Raw genomic sequence first — 18,486 nt, forward strand, 5'->3', positions numbered from 1 at the left:
GGTCATTACAATTTGCAGCGCAACAGTAGCAATCATCCATTCAACAATTCGGAAACACAGTCCGCAAAGCCAAGAAGCAATACCCTGCAGGCGTTGACATCGGCGGCATTGGTTTTGCCCGGCCTGTTGATAACGCCATCCGGACACGCGGCAGGAACCGACCGGATCAATTTTCAATATGGCCGCTACCAGGAAGGCGAACGTAATCTCTATGGTGTCCCCCAAAGCTACAATCCGATCTCGGTCGATGTCTTACATGGCAGCGGTATCTTTTCGTTAACCGATCGGGTCAAATTTACTTTTGGCTATACACAAGATACCTGGTCGGGCGCAACGCCCATCACCATTACGCCCTTGGCCACCAGCGGCGGCAATCGACCCTATACGATCAATGGCGTGGTGGTTGGTGCTTCTCCCATTATCAACAGTCAAATATCACTCGATCATGATTTAAACCCGATCGGGAGAGACCCCATCACGAAGCAATCCACAGGCGCGATTGATACCCGATCGGTGCTGGTGATGTCGTCAGCTTCTCCGGAAACGCGCCGCCAAGCCAATTTCGGTTTGAGCTATGAATGGAATGAAGCGGCTGTGAATGTAAGCGGCGGCTTTTCCAGCGAGAGAGACTATCAGTCGAGCTTTGGCAGTATGGGCGGGCGGCTGGATTTTAACCAGAAATTGACCAGCGTTAAATTCGGCGGTGGCTATACCAGCAGTCAAATCGGCGCGATTCTCGATCATGATGCGTCGCCGTACATCACCAAAACGGCGTACGCGCAGCAAATTGTCAATCGCCGCGGATCAGAGATTTTAAAAGGAAACCGCCAGGATTGGGTGGCGAATATCGGTTTGACACAAATACTGAGTAAGAATGCATTAATCGATGCCAATATCAGTTACACGCATAGTAACGGGTTTCTGGAGAATCCCTATAAAGTCACGTCGGTTATTTTCATCGATCCGGCCAGTCTGAACAATAATTTGATTACCGGTGATGTGCGTGCGCTGATCGAGCAGCGTCCGAATAACCGCAATCAAGTGGCGCTCAGCGCCAAGTATGTGCAATATATCAATCCGTTCAATGCGGCGATACATTTGGGCTACCGGTTATCGGTCGACGATTGGGGTGTGAATTCGCATACCTTCGATGCGAGCTGGGTGCAACCGCTGGGCGGCGGATGGACGCTGACACCGCGGATTCGCTACTATTCCCAGGATGCCGCCAGCTTTTTCCGTCCCTATCTGATCACGCAACAAACCTACACAAAACCGGAAGTCGATAGCCTCGGACGGCAAATCTGGGTTGATAACAATAACCCCACTATCCAGTATTTCGGCAAAGATCCATTTAGTCTGGTTGATCAAAATGGTAATCCGGTCGATGGGCTTTCCATCAATCCACAGCCTAAATTCACGCTATTTGACGCCGGTAAATTACCTGCCAATTTTTCCAGCGATCACCGGCTGGCGGGTTTCGGCTCGTTAAGTGGAGGCGTGGTGTTGAGTAAGTTACTGGGTAAAGGCGTCGCGCTGGAGGCCAGTTTTGAATACTACACCCGCGCCAGCGCACTGCAGATTAGCGGCAACGGGAATAGTAGTTATGCCGATTTTGATTATTATGTGGCAAATGCCGCCATAAAATTCGACATCGAACCGGACACTGCTTTGCCTATCGGCAGCACAAGCAGTTCTTCCGAATCGCATCCGCATACTTCCGCGCATCGTCACCACAAGGTACCGCCGGCGACCATTATGTTCGGTCATATGCTCGATAAGCCCGGGGATTTCATGGCGGGGTACCGCTTCATGTATCACTGGACCGGCGGGAATATGATGCAGGGCGCTCATAAAGTGAGCGATCAAACCATCGTCAACCAAGGTTGCGGCGATCAAGGGTGCCAGTTTACGCCGATATTCATGAACATGCGCATGCATATGATCGATCTGATGTATGCACCGACCAAGTGGCTCAATGTGATGCTGATGCCGACCTTCATGGATATGAATATGAACTTGCGCCAATTGGCAGGCGCGCCAGTCGATCTTTCAGGCGCTCATCAGCATGGCGCGGCAGGAAGTGAAACCGGTGCTGTCAGCGATACTTACTTTTCATCACTGATCAAGTTGCTGGATATTCCCGGTCACCGCGTGCATGTGAATCTCGGGTTCAGCGCGCCCACCGGAAAAACGGATATCGAGCTTCGCCGCGCGCATAAAGAAGATGGCGGATTGATTCATTTCGGCATGCAACTCGGCAGTGGTACATGGGATTTCACGCCGAGCCTGACATATCTGGGTGAGTACAACCGCTGGTCGTGGGGCGCGCAATTCAGCGGCGTCAAGCGCATGGAAGCGCAAAATAAATCCGGCTATCGTCTCGGTGATATTATTCAGGCAACCGGTTGGGGCGGTTTCGATCTGACACGCTGGCTCAGCGCTTCGGTGCGGGGTGTTTATATGTGGCAGGATGCGATTCACCGGGATTTCAATCAATTTAACGCACGCATCAGTCCGCTGGATTTTCCTAAGAATTATGGCGGGCAATTCTGGGATATGGGATTTGGCGTGAATGCACGCATTCCAGGCGGGCGTTTCGCCGGAAACCGGCTCGGGTTTGAGTGGGTGCAACCGATCCGTAGCGATTTCAACGGAATTCAGCTTGATCGGCAGGGCATGCTGTCGGCAACCTGGAGCTATCAGTTTTAAGTTAGGATAGCTTCTTTTTCGTAATCTCAATGACGACTCGCTATTGTCCGGCTAACAAATGGCGCAGCTGAATTATTACCACTACGACTTTCAAGCAATGGGCTCACCATGCGCGATTCAGTTGTATGCAAGAAGCACCAAGCAAGCCAAACGGGCCGCCCGGATTGTTATGGACGACGTATACCGCCTGGAGGCGAAATATTCCCGTTACCGTGCGGACAGTTTGTTATCCGGAATAAACCGCGTTGCGGCGCAAGGCGGGTGCATCAGCGTCGACGATGAAACCGCCGGTTTGCTCGATTACGCGGTGACTTGCTATCAGCAAAGCGAAGGCTTGTTCGATATCACCTCGGGAATTCTGCGCCGTGCCTGGAATTTCAAGTCTGGCAACTTACCAACCCAAGAAACGATTCAAACGCTGCTGGAAAAGATCGGCTGGCATAAAGTCGGCTGGCAGCGGCCGGTTCTGACCTTCTCATTTCCCGGTATGGAAATCGATTTTGGCGGTGTGGTGAAGGAATATGCCGTCGACCGCGCGGCATCGCTATGCCGGGAAGCCGGTATCGAACACGGTCTGGTTAATCTGGGCGGTGACGTCAAGATCATCGGCCCGCACGATGACGGCAGTCCTTGGCGCATCGCTATCCGTCACCCGCGTATTCCCGGCGGCATTTTACAAACGTTATTGTTGCATTCCGGCGCATTGGCCAGCAGCGGCGATTATGAACGTTGCATTACCGTGAACGGCATCCGCTACGGCCATGTGCTGAATCCTAAAACCGGCTGGCCGGTTAATTTTATGGCGGCGGTCAGCGTCATCGGCGAATTCTGCGTGGTCGCAGGCAGTGCGTCGACCATCGGTATGCTGAAAGGCGAAGAAGGTCCTCATTGGCTGAATGAACTCGGTCTGCCGCATCTGTGGGTCAATGTGCAAGGGGAATCCGGGGGATCGTTGCTGGAAAAAGCAGTTTAGTTTCCTGGTTGCCGAAGCAAGGAATCTATTCACATCCCTTCTGATTATGATTAAACTGCCGCCACCCAATCCAATCAACCGGCAAAGCAATTCATGAAAAATCGGCATTCTCTTTTATTCAAATTCATCAGTTTTATTTCCTTTGCCGCCGCCATGCCATTGGCGCAAGCACTGCCGGAAGGATGCACGCATTTGACCGCGCCGGCGACTTTTATCGAGTCGAATGGTTTGGTTTGCTTGCAAAAGGTGATCGTGAAAGATACTTCCGGCGAGCAATTCTACAAAGCCTCGCTGCAATGGCTGGGTGCGGATAAACCGAACCAGTTCAGGTTGTTAGACGTGGAACTTGACGATGCTTCCGGAGCGAACAGCCCGACTTTCTCGTTGATCGACGGTTTGCTGATATTACCCAAAGTCGATGTGCCCAAATTGAACGGCACGGAGCGCTATAACGTCAGTCTGAATTGGTTGAAGGATAACGATGTTGATACGGACGATGCGGTTTCCGTATTCGAACTGGCGGTGGTTGCGCTGTATATCAATCCCGACTATCTGCCGAATGTCAACTGGAAACCTTACGGCATGCTGCTTCCTAACGAACGGCGCGCGGTGGATACACTGGCGCGATCGATTCCTTATGCGCAACTGGCCGATGCGATATATGATTTTGACAATGTGACGGTGGGCTCCTGGGATTTGATCGAGTCCAACGGGAAAAGCTCGGGAATGGATGCCGGCGTGTTCAAGAACCGTGAGACCAATGAACTGGCGTTGGTGTTCCGTGGCACTGAAACTTGCGATTTCCCTTGCTCGTTCAAGGAGCTGGAAGATACCGCTAGCGATGCCATAGCCGATGCGGCCATAGGCGCTGGCATAGTGAGCGATCAATTCAAGGATGCGTTTAGATTCGCTCAGGGTGTGATCAACCGTTATCCCGGTACTAAAATTACCGTGGCGGGGCACTCGTTGGGGGGCGGATTGGCGCAAGCGGTCGGCTCTACGCTGGGATTGGAGACCTTTGCCTTTAATTCCTCGCCGGTTCCGGATCATTTCTTTGACACGTATACGATTACGCTCCCTGCCGAAGAACTCGACGATCTGATTTTCGTCATTGGCGATGTCCACGACCCGGTTTCGAATACCGATAAAACCGGAAAAATATACCTCGATTCCCACCACGTTACATCGCCGATGCAATTCAATTTTGAGCTGAAAGAAATACTGCCTACCCGGAAAGTGGATCTGGAGGATCTGCGTTTCGACCGGCATAGCATTATCCGGCTTACCAATAATGCAATTACGTTGCTGAATATTTACCGGGATGGCTGGTAACCGCCGCCGATCTTTTAGGGAAACGCTGATTAATGGACTGCACGAGCGAATCGCTTCGTTGCGCGGTATTCGCTCTCTCGTTTATCGAGTTGAGATGTCCCGGTTCTGCGTTCCGTGCGCCTATCGCTTTATCCCGTTCGCCGAATTAATCAGTGTTTCCTTAGTTCGGGTCAGGTAACCGGAGCAACGGGTGCTTCATCAAAGTCATCGTTACATCATCCGCACAATAAATCTAACTGCATGAAATAGCATAACTAATTTCATGGCAATCACAAGGCGGTTTTTATCGGAGACTGCAATCTTTTCCGCAATTTTCTGTCTTATGGTGGGGTTGATAATACCGATGGAGAAAAGAATGCTATGACCATAATTCGTTCACCTGCGGTGGCAGGATTGTTTTATTCCGCCGATGCACGGCAGCTGGCGCAGGATGTGAAACATCTGCTTGCCGCGGCAAAATCACACGCTTTCCGGCCCAAGGCACTGATTGTTCCGCATGCAGGGTACGTCTATTCAGGTGCGATTGCAGCATCGGCATATGCTAGCCTGAATGCCATCGCGGCTACGATTAAACGCGTAGTATTGCTCGGTCCGGCGCATCGCGTGGCGGTGCATGGTTTGGCTTTGCCGGGAGTCGATGTATTTGAGACGCCGCTGGGCCGGGTGAAACTGGATCAGGGCCTGATGGCTGCGATTGCGCATTTGCCGCAAGTGACCATCAGCAGGGAAGTGCATGCGTTGGAACATTCATTGGAAGTGCAGTTGCCATTTTTACAAAATATACTGGGTGATTTTACTTTGCTGCCGCTGGCGGTTGGCTGGACATCGGCGCAAGAAGTGGCGGAGGTATTGGAGAAGCTGTGGGGCGGCGAAGAAACCCTGATCGTGATCAGTTCCGATCTGTCGCATTATTTACCCTACACCAGCGCGCAGCGTGTTGACCACGAAACTGTTCAAGCGATATTGCAGTTGCGGCAACCGATTGCGCCTGATCATGCATGCGGCAGTATTGCGGTCAGCGGTTTGATCATCGCGGCGCAAAAACATCATCTGACACCGCAGTTGCTGGACCTGAGAAACTCGGGAGATACCGCCGGGCCGCGTGATCAAGTGGTGGGCTATGCAGCGATTGCCTTTAAGGAAGAGGAGGACAGGATATGACGGGTTCAATCGAAAAAAACGAGCAAGGCAGAATATTGCTGCACATCGCGCGTCATGCAATTTGCCAGGCTTTGCGCGTATCGTGTGCTCCGGCACGGGTGGATGGCAATATGGTCTGGTTGTCCCACCCTGGCGCAACCTTCGTCACGTTGACGCAGCGCGGTGAACTGCGCGGCTGCATCGGTTCTTTGCAAGCGTGCGATCCGCTGATCGACGATGTGAGCAACAATGCCGTATCGGCTGCGCTGCACGATCCGCGTTTCATGCCGTTGATGGCGGACGAATTGGCCTCGGTTAGTGTGGAAGTATCGCTGCTTTCCGAACTGCAGCCGCTCAGTTTTGCCAGTGAAGCCGATGCGCTGGCACAATTGCGCCCGGCTATCGATGGTGTGGTATTTGAATACGGATCGTATCGCAGCACTTTTTTGCCGCAGGTCTGGGAAAGTCTGCCCGAACCATTGCAATTTCTTGCCAAATTGAAATCCAAAGCACGTTTATCGGAGGATTTTTGGGACGAAGGGGTAAAGTTGTCACGCTATACCGTCAGCAAATGGCGGGAAATGGATTACGTCAAGGAGGTGGCGCATGGATGAATCGATCAGTACCGCAGAACGATTCCCCGGCAAATATTGGCATCGTCTTGACGACGGGCGCATTCAATGCGATTTGTGTCCGCGCGATTGCAAGTTACACGAAGGACAGCGTGGCGCCTGTTTTGTGCGCGGACGGGCGGGCGATGCGATGGTGTTGACGACCTACGGGCGTTCATCCGGTTTTTGTGTCGACCCCATCGAGAAAAAACCATTGAACCAGTTTTATCCCGGCAGCAGCGTGCTGTCATTTGGCACGGCGGGTTGCAATCTGGCCTGTAAATTTTGCCAGAACTGGGATATTTCCAAATCGCGCAGCTTCGACAAATTACTGGATCAAGCCAGCCCGGAAGCGATTGCGCGCTGCGCGGAAAAATATCACTGCAAAAGCGTTGCGTTCACGTACAACGATCCGGTCATTTTTGCCGAGTATGCAATGGATGTGGCGGATGCCTGCCATACCAAAGGTATCAAGACAGTCGCGGTGACCGCCGGGTATATTCATGCCGAACCGCGGCGCGATTTTTTTGCCAAAATGGATGCTGCCAATGTCGATTTGAAGGCATTCACCGAGGCGTTCTACGTCAAACAAACCGGATCGCATTTGCAGCCAGTGCTGGATACACTGTGCTACTTGAAGCATGAAACCAATGTATGGCTCGAATTGACCACATTATTGATTCCGGGTTTGAATGATTCCAGCGAGGAAATCAGCGCGATGAGTAGCTGGATCATGAAAGAACTGGGCCCCGATGTACCGCTGCACTTCAGCGCTTTTCATCCGGATTACAAACTGGACGACATACTGCCCACACCGCCGAAAACGTTGATGCGGGCGCGCAAGATCGCGCTGGATGCCGGACTGCACTATGTGTATACCGGCAATGTGCATAACATCGAAGGCGATACCACGGTTTGTCCCGGCTGCGGCAGTGCGGTCATCGTGCGTGATTGGTATGAAATAAAACAGTATCACCTGACTGCGGAGGGTCGCTGCGAGAACTGCAATGCCGCGATTGCAGGCCGCTTTGAACCGTTCACCGGGCAATTCGGCCGGCAGCGCATTCCGGTCCGAATCGGAGCGGCGGCATGAGCGCGGTAAAAATTCCGGCCGGTTCCGTTGAACTCAGCGGTGAGCTGGTATTGCCGCCTGCAGCAGCGGGTGTTGTGCTGTTTGCGCACGGCAGCGGTAGCAGCCGTTTCAGTCCGCGTAATACCTATGTCGCCCAAGTGCTGCAACAGCAAGGTATCGGCACATTATTATTCGATTTGTTGACGCGCGCGGAAGATCAGGATTATGCCATGCGTTTCGATATCGAGTTACTGACGCAGCGCTTACTTGCAGCCACGGCTTGGTTGCAGGCGAACTCCGAAACAAAGTCATTGAAGATCGGCTATTTCGGCGCCAGCACCGGCGCAGCCGCAGCGCTGCAAGCAGCCGCTGAAATGCAAGATGCCGTTGCCGCCGTGGTGTCGCGCGGCGGACGTCCCGATCTGGCGGGAGAAGCCGCCTTAAACCGGGTGACGGCACCGACGCTGCTGATTGTCGGTGGTGCGGATTACGGCGTGATCGAATTGAACGAACAGGCCTATGTTTTGTTGAAATGCAAAAAGCAGCTGAGTTTAGTACCGGGCGCGACGCACTTATTCGAAGAGCCGGGTACTTTGGAACAAGCCGCCCAGCTCGCGGCTGACTGGTTTCTGTAGTACTTGCGCAACTAAGTGTAAGAAATCTCATAGCTGTTTACAGAGCTATTCAAATTCACCCTCGATGAAGCGTGTTCTAGCGCTTCGCGTCACGCTTGAGACGCGACTGGATTGCACTATCTTCCAGAGACGTGCCTGATCGGTCCTTCAAATTCCGAACATTTACTTTCCGGTTGCTAGATAAATGTTCAAGATCGTTTTAGTGATTGGATTCTGAAGCTTTCTTGTTCATTTGACAGTATCACATGAGGTGTGTTTGAATAGCGTTACACATATCCAGTAGGGAGTATATCCATCATGTCGAATCGAGGCGGAAAACGGGAAAATGCGGGCAGACCGCGGGGTCAAGGTAAATTCGGTGAACCGACGGAAGTCATGCGCATACCGCAAAGTCAGACTGCAACGGTCAGAAGCTTTCTGGAAGCTGTGCAGCGCAAGAAAGCAGAGGGGGGCGGCGATACCGCAGTTGCTGAAGTGGAAGTGGATGAGTTTTTCACCCCGGCGATTAACGAGCAGCCGACGCTGTTGCCGCTTTTCTCCACCAAAGTCGCAGCGGGTTTTCCCAGTCCTGCAGATGATCATGTCGAGAAACAGCTGGATGTCAGCGAATTCCTGATCGACCATGCGGCATCGACGTTCTTTGTCACGATCCGGGGGGAATCCATGATCGATGTCGGTTTGCTGCCGGGAGACAAAGTGGTTGTGGATCGCTCTAAAACACCGCATATCGGCGATATTGTATTAGCTGTCGTGGATCGGGAATTTACCATCAAAATCCTCGACTATGGCGCAAACAGGATGCCGCGGCTGTTGCCTGCCAATTCTTCCGGTGCTTACCGACCCATCTATATCCGGCCGGATTCGCAGTTTGAAATTTTCGGCGTTGTGATCGGATCGTTCCGCCGGTTCAAATGAGCACACTGTTGCCGGTCTATGTGCTGCTCGATCCGGAGACAACCGGCGCAACACCGGTATAGGGCTGCATCATTGAAATCGGTTTGATCCGCTATGAAAACGGCGTCGAAGCCGGGCGCTGGAGTACAGTGATCATCCACAAACGAGTATCCCGTCTTTCATTCAGCGCCTGACCGCCCATTTCCCAGGTCTTCCGTCAATCTTGCACTGTGAAGTTTGGCACTTTGAAACGATACCACGCCTTTTGATCCCTGTTCTTGTCGCCCCACCGGGCATCGGCAGATCATGCTCCCAAGCGTGGATCGGTTGATGAGCGGGGTGGTATGCAAAACTCCCTCGCAGTGTAAGCTACGAGGGAGCAGGGTGGAGCGTGTGGTGTCTAGTGCGCCGGTATGCGGAATGTTTGCTTACAGTTGCCGAACGAATTTTGTCCGCTCTTGGTTGCAATGACTTCTTGTGGCGTTTCGCCCCACTGGTAGAAGACGCTCATGCTCAACAAGTTGGGTCCGGAACAGCTCAGTCGCACGGCGCCATCGATGTCCGGTAGTGCGTACGCGATCAGCATATTGAATTGTTTCCGGGTGATGGTTTTGTCCACATACGGCGCAAACGCTGCGGAAATTTCCTTGGCTTTTGCCAATGACCACTCAAAGTAAGCGGGTGCTTTCATCGGAGAACAGATGCCATGTTTGACCCATTCGTGCCGTTCCAGACATTTTTCCAATCCGGCCATGTAGCCTTTCAGATTTTTCCAGCCATCCGATTCGTATAACTGAGGAGGCGTGGGGTAATCGCAATACGTAGGGCTTTTGGGGCATTCACTCGTACTGCAAATGCCTTGCGGATAGTTTTGCGCGTAATTCGGCCACAGTCCGTGCAATTGGATCGCACCTTCTTTGGGAAAGTCTTTACAGCTGGGATCTTGCTTATTGTTGCCGCTTTTGCAGAAGGTTGCCGGTACCGTCAATTCCAGCCGGTAATAAGGTTTCTTGTTCAGGTCGACAGTGCATGTGGGTTCCGCGACGGCTTGAAATGCGATGAAACAGCCTGCGGCGATGAGCCATATCGTACTTTTCATATATCCTCCAATCATGAGTAAAGGCAATGCGTTAAGCCATTTTGTACTAAGGAAATTTTGAAAAAGGCGGCGAGCGGCGGCCAGGTACGGCGGAATCAGGTCAAAAAGCGCGCTAAGCAATCACTGCCAATGGTCATGATACGGCTAAAGAATCCGCCCGACGAGCGATACTTTGTCATCGGCCCAGATATTTTCCGGGCTGATAAAACCGCGATTGTCATAGACAAATGCTCTGCCGCTACTGGCAAAACATTCGTAAACCAATTCCGAACAAATGTATTCCTTGTCGCGTTCTTTTTTTCCGATGCCCAGCGTGACGCGAGCCAGAATCTTGGCAATTTCATCTTTGTCGTAGGGACGGGTCAGTTCATCGATACCGAACTTTGCCAGTCCGTCGACGATATTCTGATCGACGTCATGACAGCGCCCGAGCACGACGCGCCCTTTATACGGTTTGCCGTCTTCATAGTCATTCAGGTATTTCGACAGCGGTGCGAAGCGGACGCCCATGTCTTCGACACTTTCCAGCAGGAGCACGCGGTCGATGCTGTCGAGCCTGAAAACGATACCGACATGACTCCACGGCGAATCGGTGACCTTCTGGATGGCCTTGGAGATCAAATAATCTCCCGAGGCAAAGAGCAGATCGCCGGATTTGAGTTTGGTGCGTAGCTCTTCATACGATGCTACTGATAACGCATTGATTTCCTTGGATCCAATATGTGCAGCCATAGTTTCTCCTGTGGTTATTGTTTTTCGCGTACATCACCTGACGTTGAAAGCAAAAATACGATAACACAATCACATAGGATTCCAATAGTGGTGTTTTGTCATCGCTGATCCGGGATGCCGTTCCTGATTCTGCATTCATTTTTACGGCCTCCGCCGCAACGATATCCCGATCCATTGGGTGGTTTCTGAATTGCGGAGCCTTTCTACCGGGATGGGTGGCTTCATTACGCAATCGTAGTTAAATGAGTACAATACGCGATTGGCGCGATTTCAGCGCCGCCATTGTCACTATCCGAACATGCCAATCATACCCCTAGACCCATCACACTTACGTATCACCATCACGCCCGATTCACTGGGATTTTCCGATACTTCCGAATTGTTGCAGCAAACGCTGTCCTGGATCGGGCAGGAGCGGGCGGAAGTGGCCGTGCGTTTTGGTCTTGGCATGATGCAGCCGGATTATCATCTGTTTGTGCTGGGAGAAGCAGGCTCCGGGCGTTTCTCCCTGTTGCAGCAGGCGATGAGGACAGCCGCGGCCGGCAGGCCGGTGCCGCCGGATTTATGTTATCTGTACAATTTCATCACACCGGAAAAGCCGCTGGCCTTGCGTTTGTCCGCCGGACAAGGGCGTTTGCTGCGGCAGGCCATGCAGCAACTGGCAAAATCGCTACCAACCGAGATCACGCAATGCCTGAGCGGACAGGATTTCAAGATCAAGAGTGATCGCATCGAGAAAAAATTTAAAACCGAGACGAGTCAGGCTTACAAAAAGCTGGATAAATTCGCGGAATCGCTGCGTTTCACGATTCACCGCGAGGACGAGCAAATTGTCTTCACTTTGCTGGATGAGAAAAGTGAAATTTTGACGGCGGAAAATTTATTGAAGCTGCCGAAGCCGCGTAGACTGGAAATAGAACAAGCGGAGTTGGCGTTGCGTGAAGCGATCGCTGTGTATTTCGAGGAATTCAAGCAGGCTGAAAAAGAAAAAAATACAGCACTGACGGCATTGCAGCGCCGCATCGTTCAGCCATTGTTGAATTCTGCACTACAGAAAATTATGGCAGAACAGCAGAAACCGATACAAAAGGAGCGATTAAAAACTTTTTTCGAACAAGTGGAAACGGATATTCTCGATAATCTGGCGTTGTTTGAAACGGATACTATCGATGAAGAGAAACGGCAGACGGAGCTGAACCGGTTGTTTTCCCGTTATCAGATCAATCTCGTGGCGGATAACGCTGATTTGCAGGGCGCGCCGGTTATCATCGAAGACAATCCGTCAACATATGCTTTGTTTGGCAGTATCGACTACCAGTTTGAGAATGGCAAACTGAAAACCGATTTCATGCGCATACGCGTCGGCAGCTTGTTGAAAGCGCATGGCGGCTTCTTGATGTTGCATCTGGATGATGTGCTGACGGACAGTGGCTTGTGGATGAAACTGCGGCGCTTCTTGCGCAGCAAACGGCTGCAAATTGAGGAACCCGGCTCGGCGTGGGCTTCCAATAATCCGGCTTCTCTTGAACCCGAAGCGGTCGAAGTCAATGTCAAAATCATTCTGATCGGATCGCGCGAAGAATATTATGAATTACAGGAAATCGATCCGGAATTTATGCGCCGTTTTCGCGTGAAAGTGGATTTTGCCGCGAGCTTCTCCGCCAGTGCGGACACTTACCGGGCCTCGGCGGTGTTCGTGGCGCACGCTTGCGATGCGGCAGAATTACCGCACTTTTCAGCGGCTGCCGTGGCGCGTTTGCTGGAAGAATCGCACCGCGAAGTGGAAGATCAAAAACGTCAGAGTGCAATTTTTGCCCGCACCGAGATGTTATTGCTGGAAAGCGCCGCACTATGCCACGCGCGTCGCGGCCATATCGTGGAAGTGGCGGATGTGGCGGCGGCGTTGCAAGCACGCGATTGGCGCCATAATTATCCCGATTTGCGCTTGCAGGAAGCAATTACCGAGGGTGAAATAGCCATTGCATTGCAGGGTGCGGCAGTGGGGCAGATCAATGCACTGACGCAGATCGATTTGGGGGATCATCGTTTTGGTACACCGGTGCGGGTCACGGCACGCACTTTTGCCGGTGAAGACGGTGTGCTCAATATCGCCCGCGAAGTCGACATGTCCGGACCGATTCACGATAAAGGCATGTTGATATTGCAGCAGTTCCTGACCGGATTGTTTGCGTATATGGCGCCGCTGGCGTTGAGCGCATCGATTGTTTTTGAGCAGGAATACACCGGTATCGAAGGGGACTCGGCTTCTTGCGCGGAATTTTACGCCTTGTTGTCGGCCTTGGCGGAATTACCGCTGAAACAGAGCATTGCCGTGACCGGTGCCTTGAATCAATATGGCGAGGTGCTGCCGGTTGGCGGCATTAATGACAAAATCGAAGGTTATTTCAAATTGTGTGAAAAAACGGGGTTGACCGGTGAGCAAGGCGTGCTGATTCCCTCTCTGAACCGCCAACACTTGATGCTGGATCACAATATCATCGCGGCGGTGGAAAAAGGATTGTTTGCCATTTACACGATGGAGCATGTTACAGAAGGGCTGGAATTACTGACCGACCTGCCGTCCGGAGCCACTGAGCCGGAGCGGATGAGCGGTTATTCCTCCGATACCGTGCTGGGGCATGCGCAGAAAACATTGCTGATTTTCCGCCGTGCTTGCCAATTAACGCAACATCCGAAAACCGAGCACCGGCGCTTACCATCCCGTTCGGAAAAATAACCGTGAATTTATTTCCGGATCCATCGCATCAGCAGCGCTACCGGGAGGTGCGCAGGGTCACCTTGGTCGGGTCGGCGGTGGATTTCGTATTGGGGGTCGCCAAAATCATCGTGGGGTGGTTTGCCAATTCGCAAGCGTTGATCGCCGATGGCATCCATTCGCTATCCGATTTGCTGACCGGCTTTATCGTGCTTTACGCCGCCAAGCATGCGCATAAAAGCGCGGATGAAATTCATCCGTACGGTTACGGACGGATTGAAACGCTGGCAACGGTCAGCCTCGGTATCGTGCTGATCAGCGTGGCGATCGGTATTGCGTATGAAGCGATCAAGCGGTTGAACGATCCGGCGGTCGTGCTAGATTTTACTACGGTGGCATTGCTGGTTGCATTGCTGTCGGTGATTTCCAAAGAATGGGTTTACCGTTATACGATATCGGCTGCGCGGCGTTTACGTTCGGATTTGCTGACAGCCAGCGCCTGGCATAGCCGCTCCGACGCTTTTTCATCGGTTGTGGTGCTGATCGGCATTAGCGGTGTGATGCTCGGATATCCGTATTGGGATGCGGTGGCGGCGGTGGTGGTGGCTGCCATGATCGCCAAGATCGGCTCCAGCCTGGTGCGTTCGAGTACGCTCGAGTTGATCGATGTGGCGCTGGATCCCGACAAAGTCAGTGCAATCCGCCGGCATATTCATGCGGTCAAAGGCGTGCGTTCGATCCATACGCTCAGAACGCGGAAAAGCGCCGGTAACGCTTTTGTCGATGTGCATATCCAGGTCGATCCTCGCCTCAGCGTATCGGAAGGCCATCAGATTGGTGACAGCGTGCGGCGGCGCTTGCTGCAACAAGTCACCGAAGTTACCGACGTGACCGTGCATATCGATCCGGAAAATGATGAACGCGGCTCGCCTTGTCATGATCTGCCTTTGCGTGAACAGGTCATCGCTGAACTTAAGCAACGCTGGCCGCAATTGCCGGTTGATGCGGTTGAGGCGGTGACATTGCACTATTTGGCCGGTGCGATTGATGTGGAACTGGATTTGCCGATCGGAATTCTGCAGGGTATCGATGAAGCGAAACATCTGGTGCAAGAACTGAAACAAGCCGTTTCGGTACTGCCCTATATCAACACTGTGCACGTGCGGTTCCGGGTCTAGCGGTTTGCGTATCGACCGAAGTTGCATGCTCTGCAATCAAGATCGCTGCTTGGGTCATATTATTTCAATTTTTTGATTAATATAATATGTATTGCCCATTAAAGAATCCGGGGCATTTGATCGTAGTTCTACGCTACGTTCAACATGTTCTTGCGAAACCGGAGAAGTGAATCAATTAATATCAAGAAACACGCAAAATGCCGTATTAGTTATTGAAATTTATAATAAAATGAATGGAAGTTGTGAATGAAGCGGCAGTATGGTTAGCAAAAATGGAAAAATTATACGCACCTCAATAAAAAAAAGAATGGGGAATAAGGATTGAAGGCACGCGAAATTTCTATGAAACAAGATATCAAAGATACCAATTTAAATCCTTCCGTGATTGCACGCGAAACGTTGAAGCAGCTTGCCATACTTAAAATTTCGCCGACACCGGATAATTATCACAAACTGTACGATCAGATTGCGGGCAATCCGGAAAATCAAATTTCAGCCATTACCGCAAAATTGCTGAGCGAATTGGCAAAGGAATTTCCACGCCACACGCCGCCGTTGCTGAATTGCGCCAATAACCTGGAAGAGGCGGTGAGTGAGAAAAACTGGTCAAAGTACAAAGCCGCCCTGATTAAATTCATCAGCAATGAAATCGCAGCCGGAGAAATTCCGCTGGTTCCCGTGCAGGTAAAGACCAAATCCGCAATACCGTGGGGTGAAACGATCGGAAATCTGTTTGCCGAACTGGATCGCAACCAAGCCGTATCTGTGGTTGAAAAGAAACGGAACAGCTTCCGGCAAGTTTTGCACGGATTCGCAAACGATTCCGAATTATTGCATGACCAATTATCGGTTTTGCTGGATTCGTGGAAAGCCCCAATGCCGGAGCCTCAAGAACAGATCGGCGATGACCGGAATGAAGTGTCATTGCCGGCGGTAAAGCCAGAATACGCGCATGGCAGCTATACCGGTCAGCTTCTGGATTTACTCGCGCAGATGCTGGAAAACGTTATCGCCAATCAAATCAGTAATAAGATTCTGGCGGAAGAAGCGCGATCATTGGCGCTTCAAGTGCGGGAAATCAAAGATAAGCCGGAAATGGAGCAATTTGTTGTTCGTTTTCAGCAGTTCTGTGTTCGATTGGAATTGTCGAAACAAGGCGATGCCAGCTTGCAGCAAGGCTTGCTGAAGTTATTGAACCTGTTGATGGACAGTACTGGTGAATTGTTATCGGAAGATCAGTGGATTAAAAGTCAGCTTGCCAAGTTGAAAGAGACCATGGCGCGGCCTTTGGATATGCAAATCGTCGCCCGAGCGGAGCAATATCTGGCAGAAATCGTGCAACGGCAGGAAGTAGTAAAGAATAGTTTAAGTAAAGCCAGGGTAACGATGCGGCAAATGGTTACTTCGCTGATCTCCAATCTGGAAGAACTATCGGATGCGACCGGCGATTATCAGCAGAAACTGGAGGGTTACGCGAAAAGAATCAATGAAGCTGACGACATTGACGAAATCAATCAGCTACTTGCCGAAATCATGCAAGAGACCCAGAAAGTACAGAAAAATGTGCTGAATTACCGTAATGATCTGATCACTGCACGAGCGGAAGCCGAAACGGCGCAAAGTCAAATCAATCTGCTTGAAACCCAATTGCAGGAAATGGGTGAGAAAGTGCATGAAGACCACCTGACCGGCATACTGAACCGGCGCGGGTTTGATAATGCCTACCAGCGTGAAGCATCATTCGCCACACGCAACCATACGCCATTGTGTTTTGCATTACTGGATATTGATAATTTCAAGCAATTGAATGATACCCACGGACATCATGTGGGCGATAACGCCTTGCGGCATTTGGTGGATGCGGTCAAAGAAACGGTACGGCGGGAAGATGTCGTATCGCGCTACGGCGGTGAGGAATTTGTAATCCTGCTGCCCAATACCGGATTAAAGGAAGCGGTCCAAGCCATATCCAGAATCCGCCGCTTCATGACCAAGAAGTTCTTTTTGCATGACAATAACCGGCTATTAATTACGTTCAGTGCCGGCGTCGCGCAGTTTAATCCGGGAGAATCGCAAGAAGATCTTTTTAAGCGCGCCGATGAGGCATTGTATCGCGCTAAGAAGAACGGCAAGAATCAGGTTGTTGCTGCATAAGTCTGCGATCATCGATTAAATCGTCCCTCAGTGCCCAAAATTTGCACGTGGATGCGCTTGTATGCTTGGCAAATTTGACTGATATAATCCAAGCCTTTGCATACCGGATAAATAAAAGTCATGCCAACCCAATCCAAATTTTCCGCTCGCAAGTTTCAGTTTGCACTTTTGATTGCGGTGATATCTGCTTTTATTGCATTTGGTTTGCTGTACCGTACCAGTTCGCAAGGAGATTTTTCCGATACGTATCCCAAAGGTTTTCGCGGTGGTGCCTGCACGATAGAATCGGAAGCGCTCATTATCGGTTACTCCGGTTACTATCTTCCTAAAGACTACGAGTCTCCGGATGACCTCCGCTCGCCGCATGTGCCGGTACAATGCGGCAAAATACCCGAACCGGCATCGCTCAATATTTCGATTGATCTACTGTATCCCGAGTCGGCGCGCGATTTTTCATTAGCGCTGCGTTTGGTAAAACTTGACATCGATGAAAAAAAGGAAAATCAGCGGGAGCATCCGATCATGTCGGTGCCCGCGCGGCAGCATCCGTCGGGTGTGATTACAGTGGCATTTAAACTGAGCGAGCTGGGGCAGTATATTTTGTATCTGGAAGGGAAAAATACCGAGAATGCCGATTTGCAAGTGAAAATCCCGATGCAGGTAGGGCTGGATTGGAAAAATCATCTTCGCAATGCGCTATCGCCGTTGCTGAAAAGAGATTGACAGTCTTGATGCCATCTGCCGTTATTTCGGCTGGATCGGCATCTACCGTATCCGACATATTGTTACGTGTACCTAAAAAAAGCGTGCTGCGTGCCGCTAATGGCTGTAAACATAGAGAGGAGAATTTTATGGACATCAATGGTATAGCAGGTATGGCAACCGCAATGGCTGAATCCAGCACAAACCAGGCAGTCGGAATAGCGGTTCTGAAAAAAGCGATGGATGTGAATGCTGCAGGTGCATTGGCCTTGATTGAAGCACTGCCTGATGCGAATCAATCCGCTGCCAATCTGCCGCCGCATTTGGGGCAGAATATCAATCTCACGGCTTAACTGTATCTTTTTCGTTTGCAAAACAGCGCTACTTCGGTAGCGCTGTTTTATTATGGATCATGCATTTCTCCGGATGACTTGCCGTTTGCAGGCTATTTCCAAAAGCTTCAAAAGTGATATTTTAATCTCTGCGGGTTCAATTCCCCGCTGCTTGCGGCGGGGTGCTTTATTTCTGCAGGCTCAATT

At 51.3% G+C, this 18,486-nt stretch carries 15 protein-coding genes; 13 read left to right on the plus strand and 2 right to left on the minus strand.

Translation table 11 applies throughout. The annotated features are described in order from the left end of the window. The first annotated feature begins 12 nt into the window (after nt 1–12). The 8 genes from HRU78_04750 (at nt 13) to umuD (ending at nt 9,387) form a co-directional block, all read left to right on the plus strand. The gene (locus HRU78_04750) at nt 13–2,709 is read left to right on the plus strand and encodes a DUF3570 domain-containing protein (GenBank protein QOJ23034.1); all 2,697 of its coding nucleotides are present in this window, start codon (nt 13–15) and stop codon (nt 2,707–2,709) included. A 58-nt stretch (nt 2,710–2,767) separates the two neighbouring features. Further along, the gene (locus HRU78_04755; GenBank protein ID QOJ23035.1) at nt 2,768–3,682 is read left to right on the plus strand and encodes an FAD:protein FMN transferase; all 915 of its coding nucleotides are present in this window, start codon (nt 2,768–2,770) and stop codon (nt 3,680–3,682) included. 153 nt (nt 3,683–3,835) lie between these two features. Next, a complete protein-coding gene (locus HRU78_04760; protein ID QOJ24920.1) occupies nt 3,836–5,014 on the plus strand; it encodes a lipase in 1,179 nt (392 codons plus the stop codon). Between the two features lie 360 nt (nt 5,015–5,374). Beyond that, complete coding sequence (gene amrB, locus HRU78_04765) at nt 5,375–6,175, plus strand: AmmeMemoRadiSam system protein B (GenBank protein ID QOJ23036.1); 801 nt, start codon at nt 5,375–5,377, stop codon at nt 6,173–6,175. Beyond that, nucleotides 6,172–6,768: an AmmeMemoRadiSam system protein A gene (amrA, locus tag HRU78_04770; GenBank protein QOJ23037.1), complete on the plus strand. Its 597-nt coding sequence runs from the start codon at nt 6,172–6,174 to the stop codon at nt 6,766–6,768. Before amrB ends, amrA begins: the two co-directional genes overlap by 4 nt. Continuing rightward, nucleotides 6,761–7,858, plus strand: coding sequence for an AmmeMemoRadiSam system radical SAM enzyme (amrS, locus tag HRU78_04775; protein ID QOJ23038.1), 1,098 nt, complete (start codon nt 6,761–6,763; stop codon nt 7,856–7,858). Before amrA ends, amrS begins: the two co-directional genes overlap by 8 nt. Continuing rightward, nucleotides 7,855–8,472 carry a dienelactone hydrolase family protein gene (locus HRU78_04780; GenBank protein ID QOJ23039.1) on the plus strand — a complete coding sequence of 206 codons (618 nt, stop codon included), beginning with the start codon at nt 7,855–7,857 and terminating at the stop codon, nt 8,470–8,472. Before amrS ends, HRU78_04780 begins: the two co-directional genes overlap by 4 nt. A 297-nt stretch (nt 8,473–8,769) precedes the next feature. After that, on the plus strand, nt 8,770–9,387 hold the full coding sequence (gene umuD, locus HRU78_04785; GenBank protein QOJ23040.1) for a translesion error-prone DNA polymerase V autoproteolytic subunit: 618 nt from the start codon (nt 8,770–8,772) through the stop codon (nt 9,385–9,387). 379 nt (nt 9,388–9,766) lie between these two features. Here the strand turns inward: umuD and HRU78_04790 are convergent, their stop codons facing one another. Beyond that, the gene (locus HRU78_04790; protein ID QOJ23041.1) at nt 9,767–10,465 is read right to left on the minus strand and encodes a hypothetical protein; all 699 of its coding nucleotides are present in this window, start codon (nt 10,463–10,465) and stop codon (nt 9,767–9,769) included. 144 nt (nt 10,466–10,609) lie between these two features. Continuing rightward, nucleotides 10,610–11,197, minus strand: coding sequence for a hypothetical protein (locus HRU78_04795; GenBank protein QOJ23042.1), 588 nt, complete (start codon nt 11,195–11,197; stop codon nt 10,610–10,612). A 298-nt stretch (nt 11,198–11,495) separates the two neighbouring features. Here HRU78_04795 and HRU78_04800 point away from each other — a divergent pair, with 298 nt between their 5' ends. The 5 genes from HRU78_04800 (at nt 11,496) to HRU78_04820 (ending at nt 18,300) form a co-directional block, all read left to right on the plus strand. Continuing rightward, on the plus strand, nt 11,496–13,934 hold the full coding sequence (locus HRU78_04800) for an AAA family ATPase (protein ID QOJ23043.1): 2,439 nt from the start codon (nt 11,496–11,498) through the stop codon (nt 13,932–13,934). A gap of 2 nt (nt 13,935–13,936) precedes the next feature. Further along, nucleotides 13,937–15,091, plus strand: a complete 1,155-nt coding sequence (locus HRU78_04805; protein ID QOJ23044.1) for a cation transporter — start codon at nt 13,937–13,939, stop codon at nt 15,089–15,091. Nucleotides 15,092–15,433: 342 nt separating this feature from the next. Further along, nucleotides 15,434–17,245, plus strand: a complete 1,812-nt coding sequence (locus HRU78_04810; protein ID QOJ23045.1) for a diguanylate cyclase — start codon at nt 15,434–15,436, stop codon at nt 17,243–17,245. 120 nt (nt 17,246–17,365) lie between these two features. Further along, complete coding sequence (locus HRU78_04815) at nt 17,366–17,968, plus strand: hypothetical protein (GenBank protein ID QOJ23046.1); 603 nt, start codon at nt 17,366–17,368, stop codon at nt 17,966–17,968. A gap of 128 nt (nt 17,969–18,096) precedes the next feature. Continuing rightward, on the plus strand, nt 18,097–18,300 hold the full coding sequence (locus tag HRU78_04820; GenBank protein ID QOJ23047.1) for a YjfB family protein: 204 nt from the start codon (nt 18,097–18,099) through the stop codon (nt 18,298–18,300). The last annotated feature ends 186 nt before the right edge of the window (nt 18,301–18,486 follow it).

Source organism: Gammaproteobacteria bacterium (genome assembly GCA_015709635.1).
Taxonomy (GTDB): Bacteria; Pseudomonadota; Gammaproteobacteria; order Burkholderiales; family Nitrosomonadaceae; genus Nitrosomonas.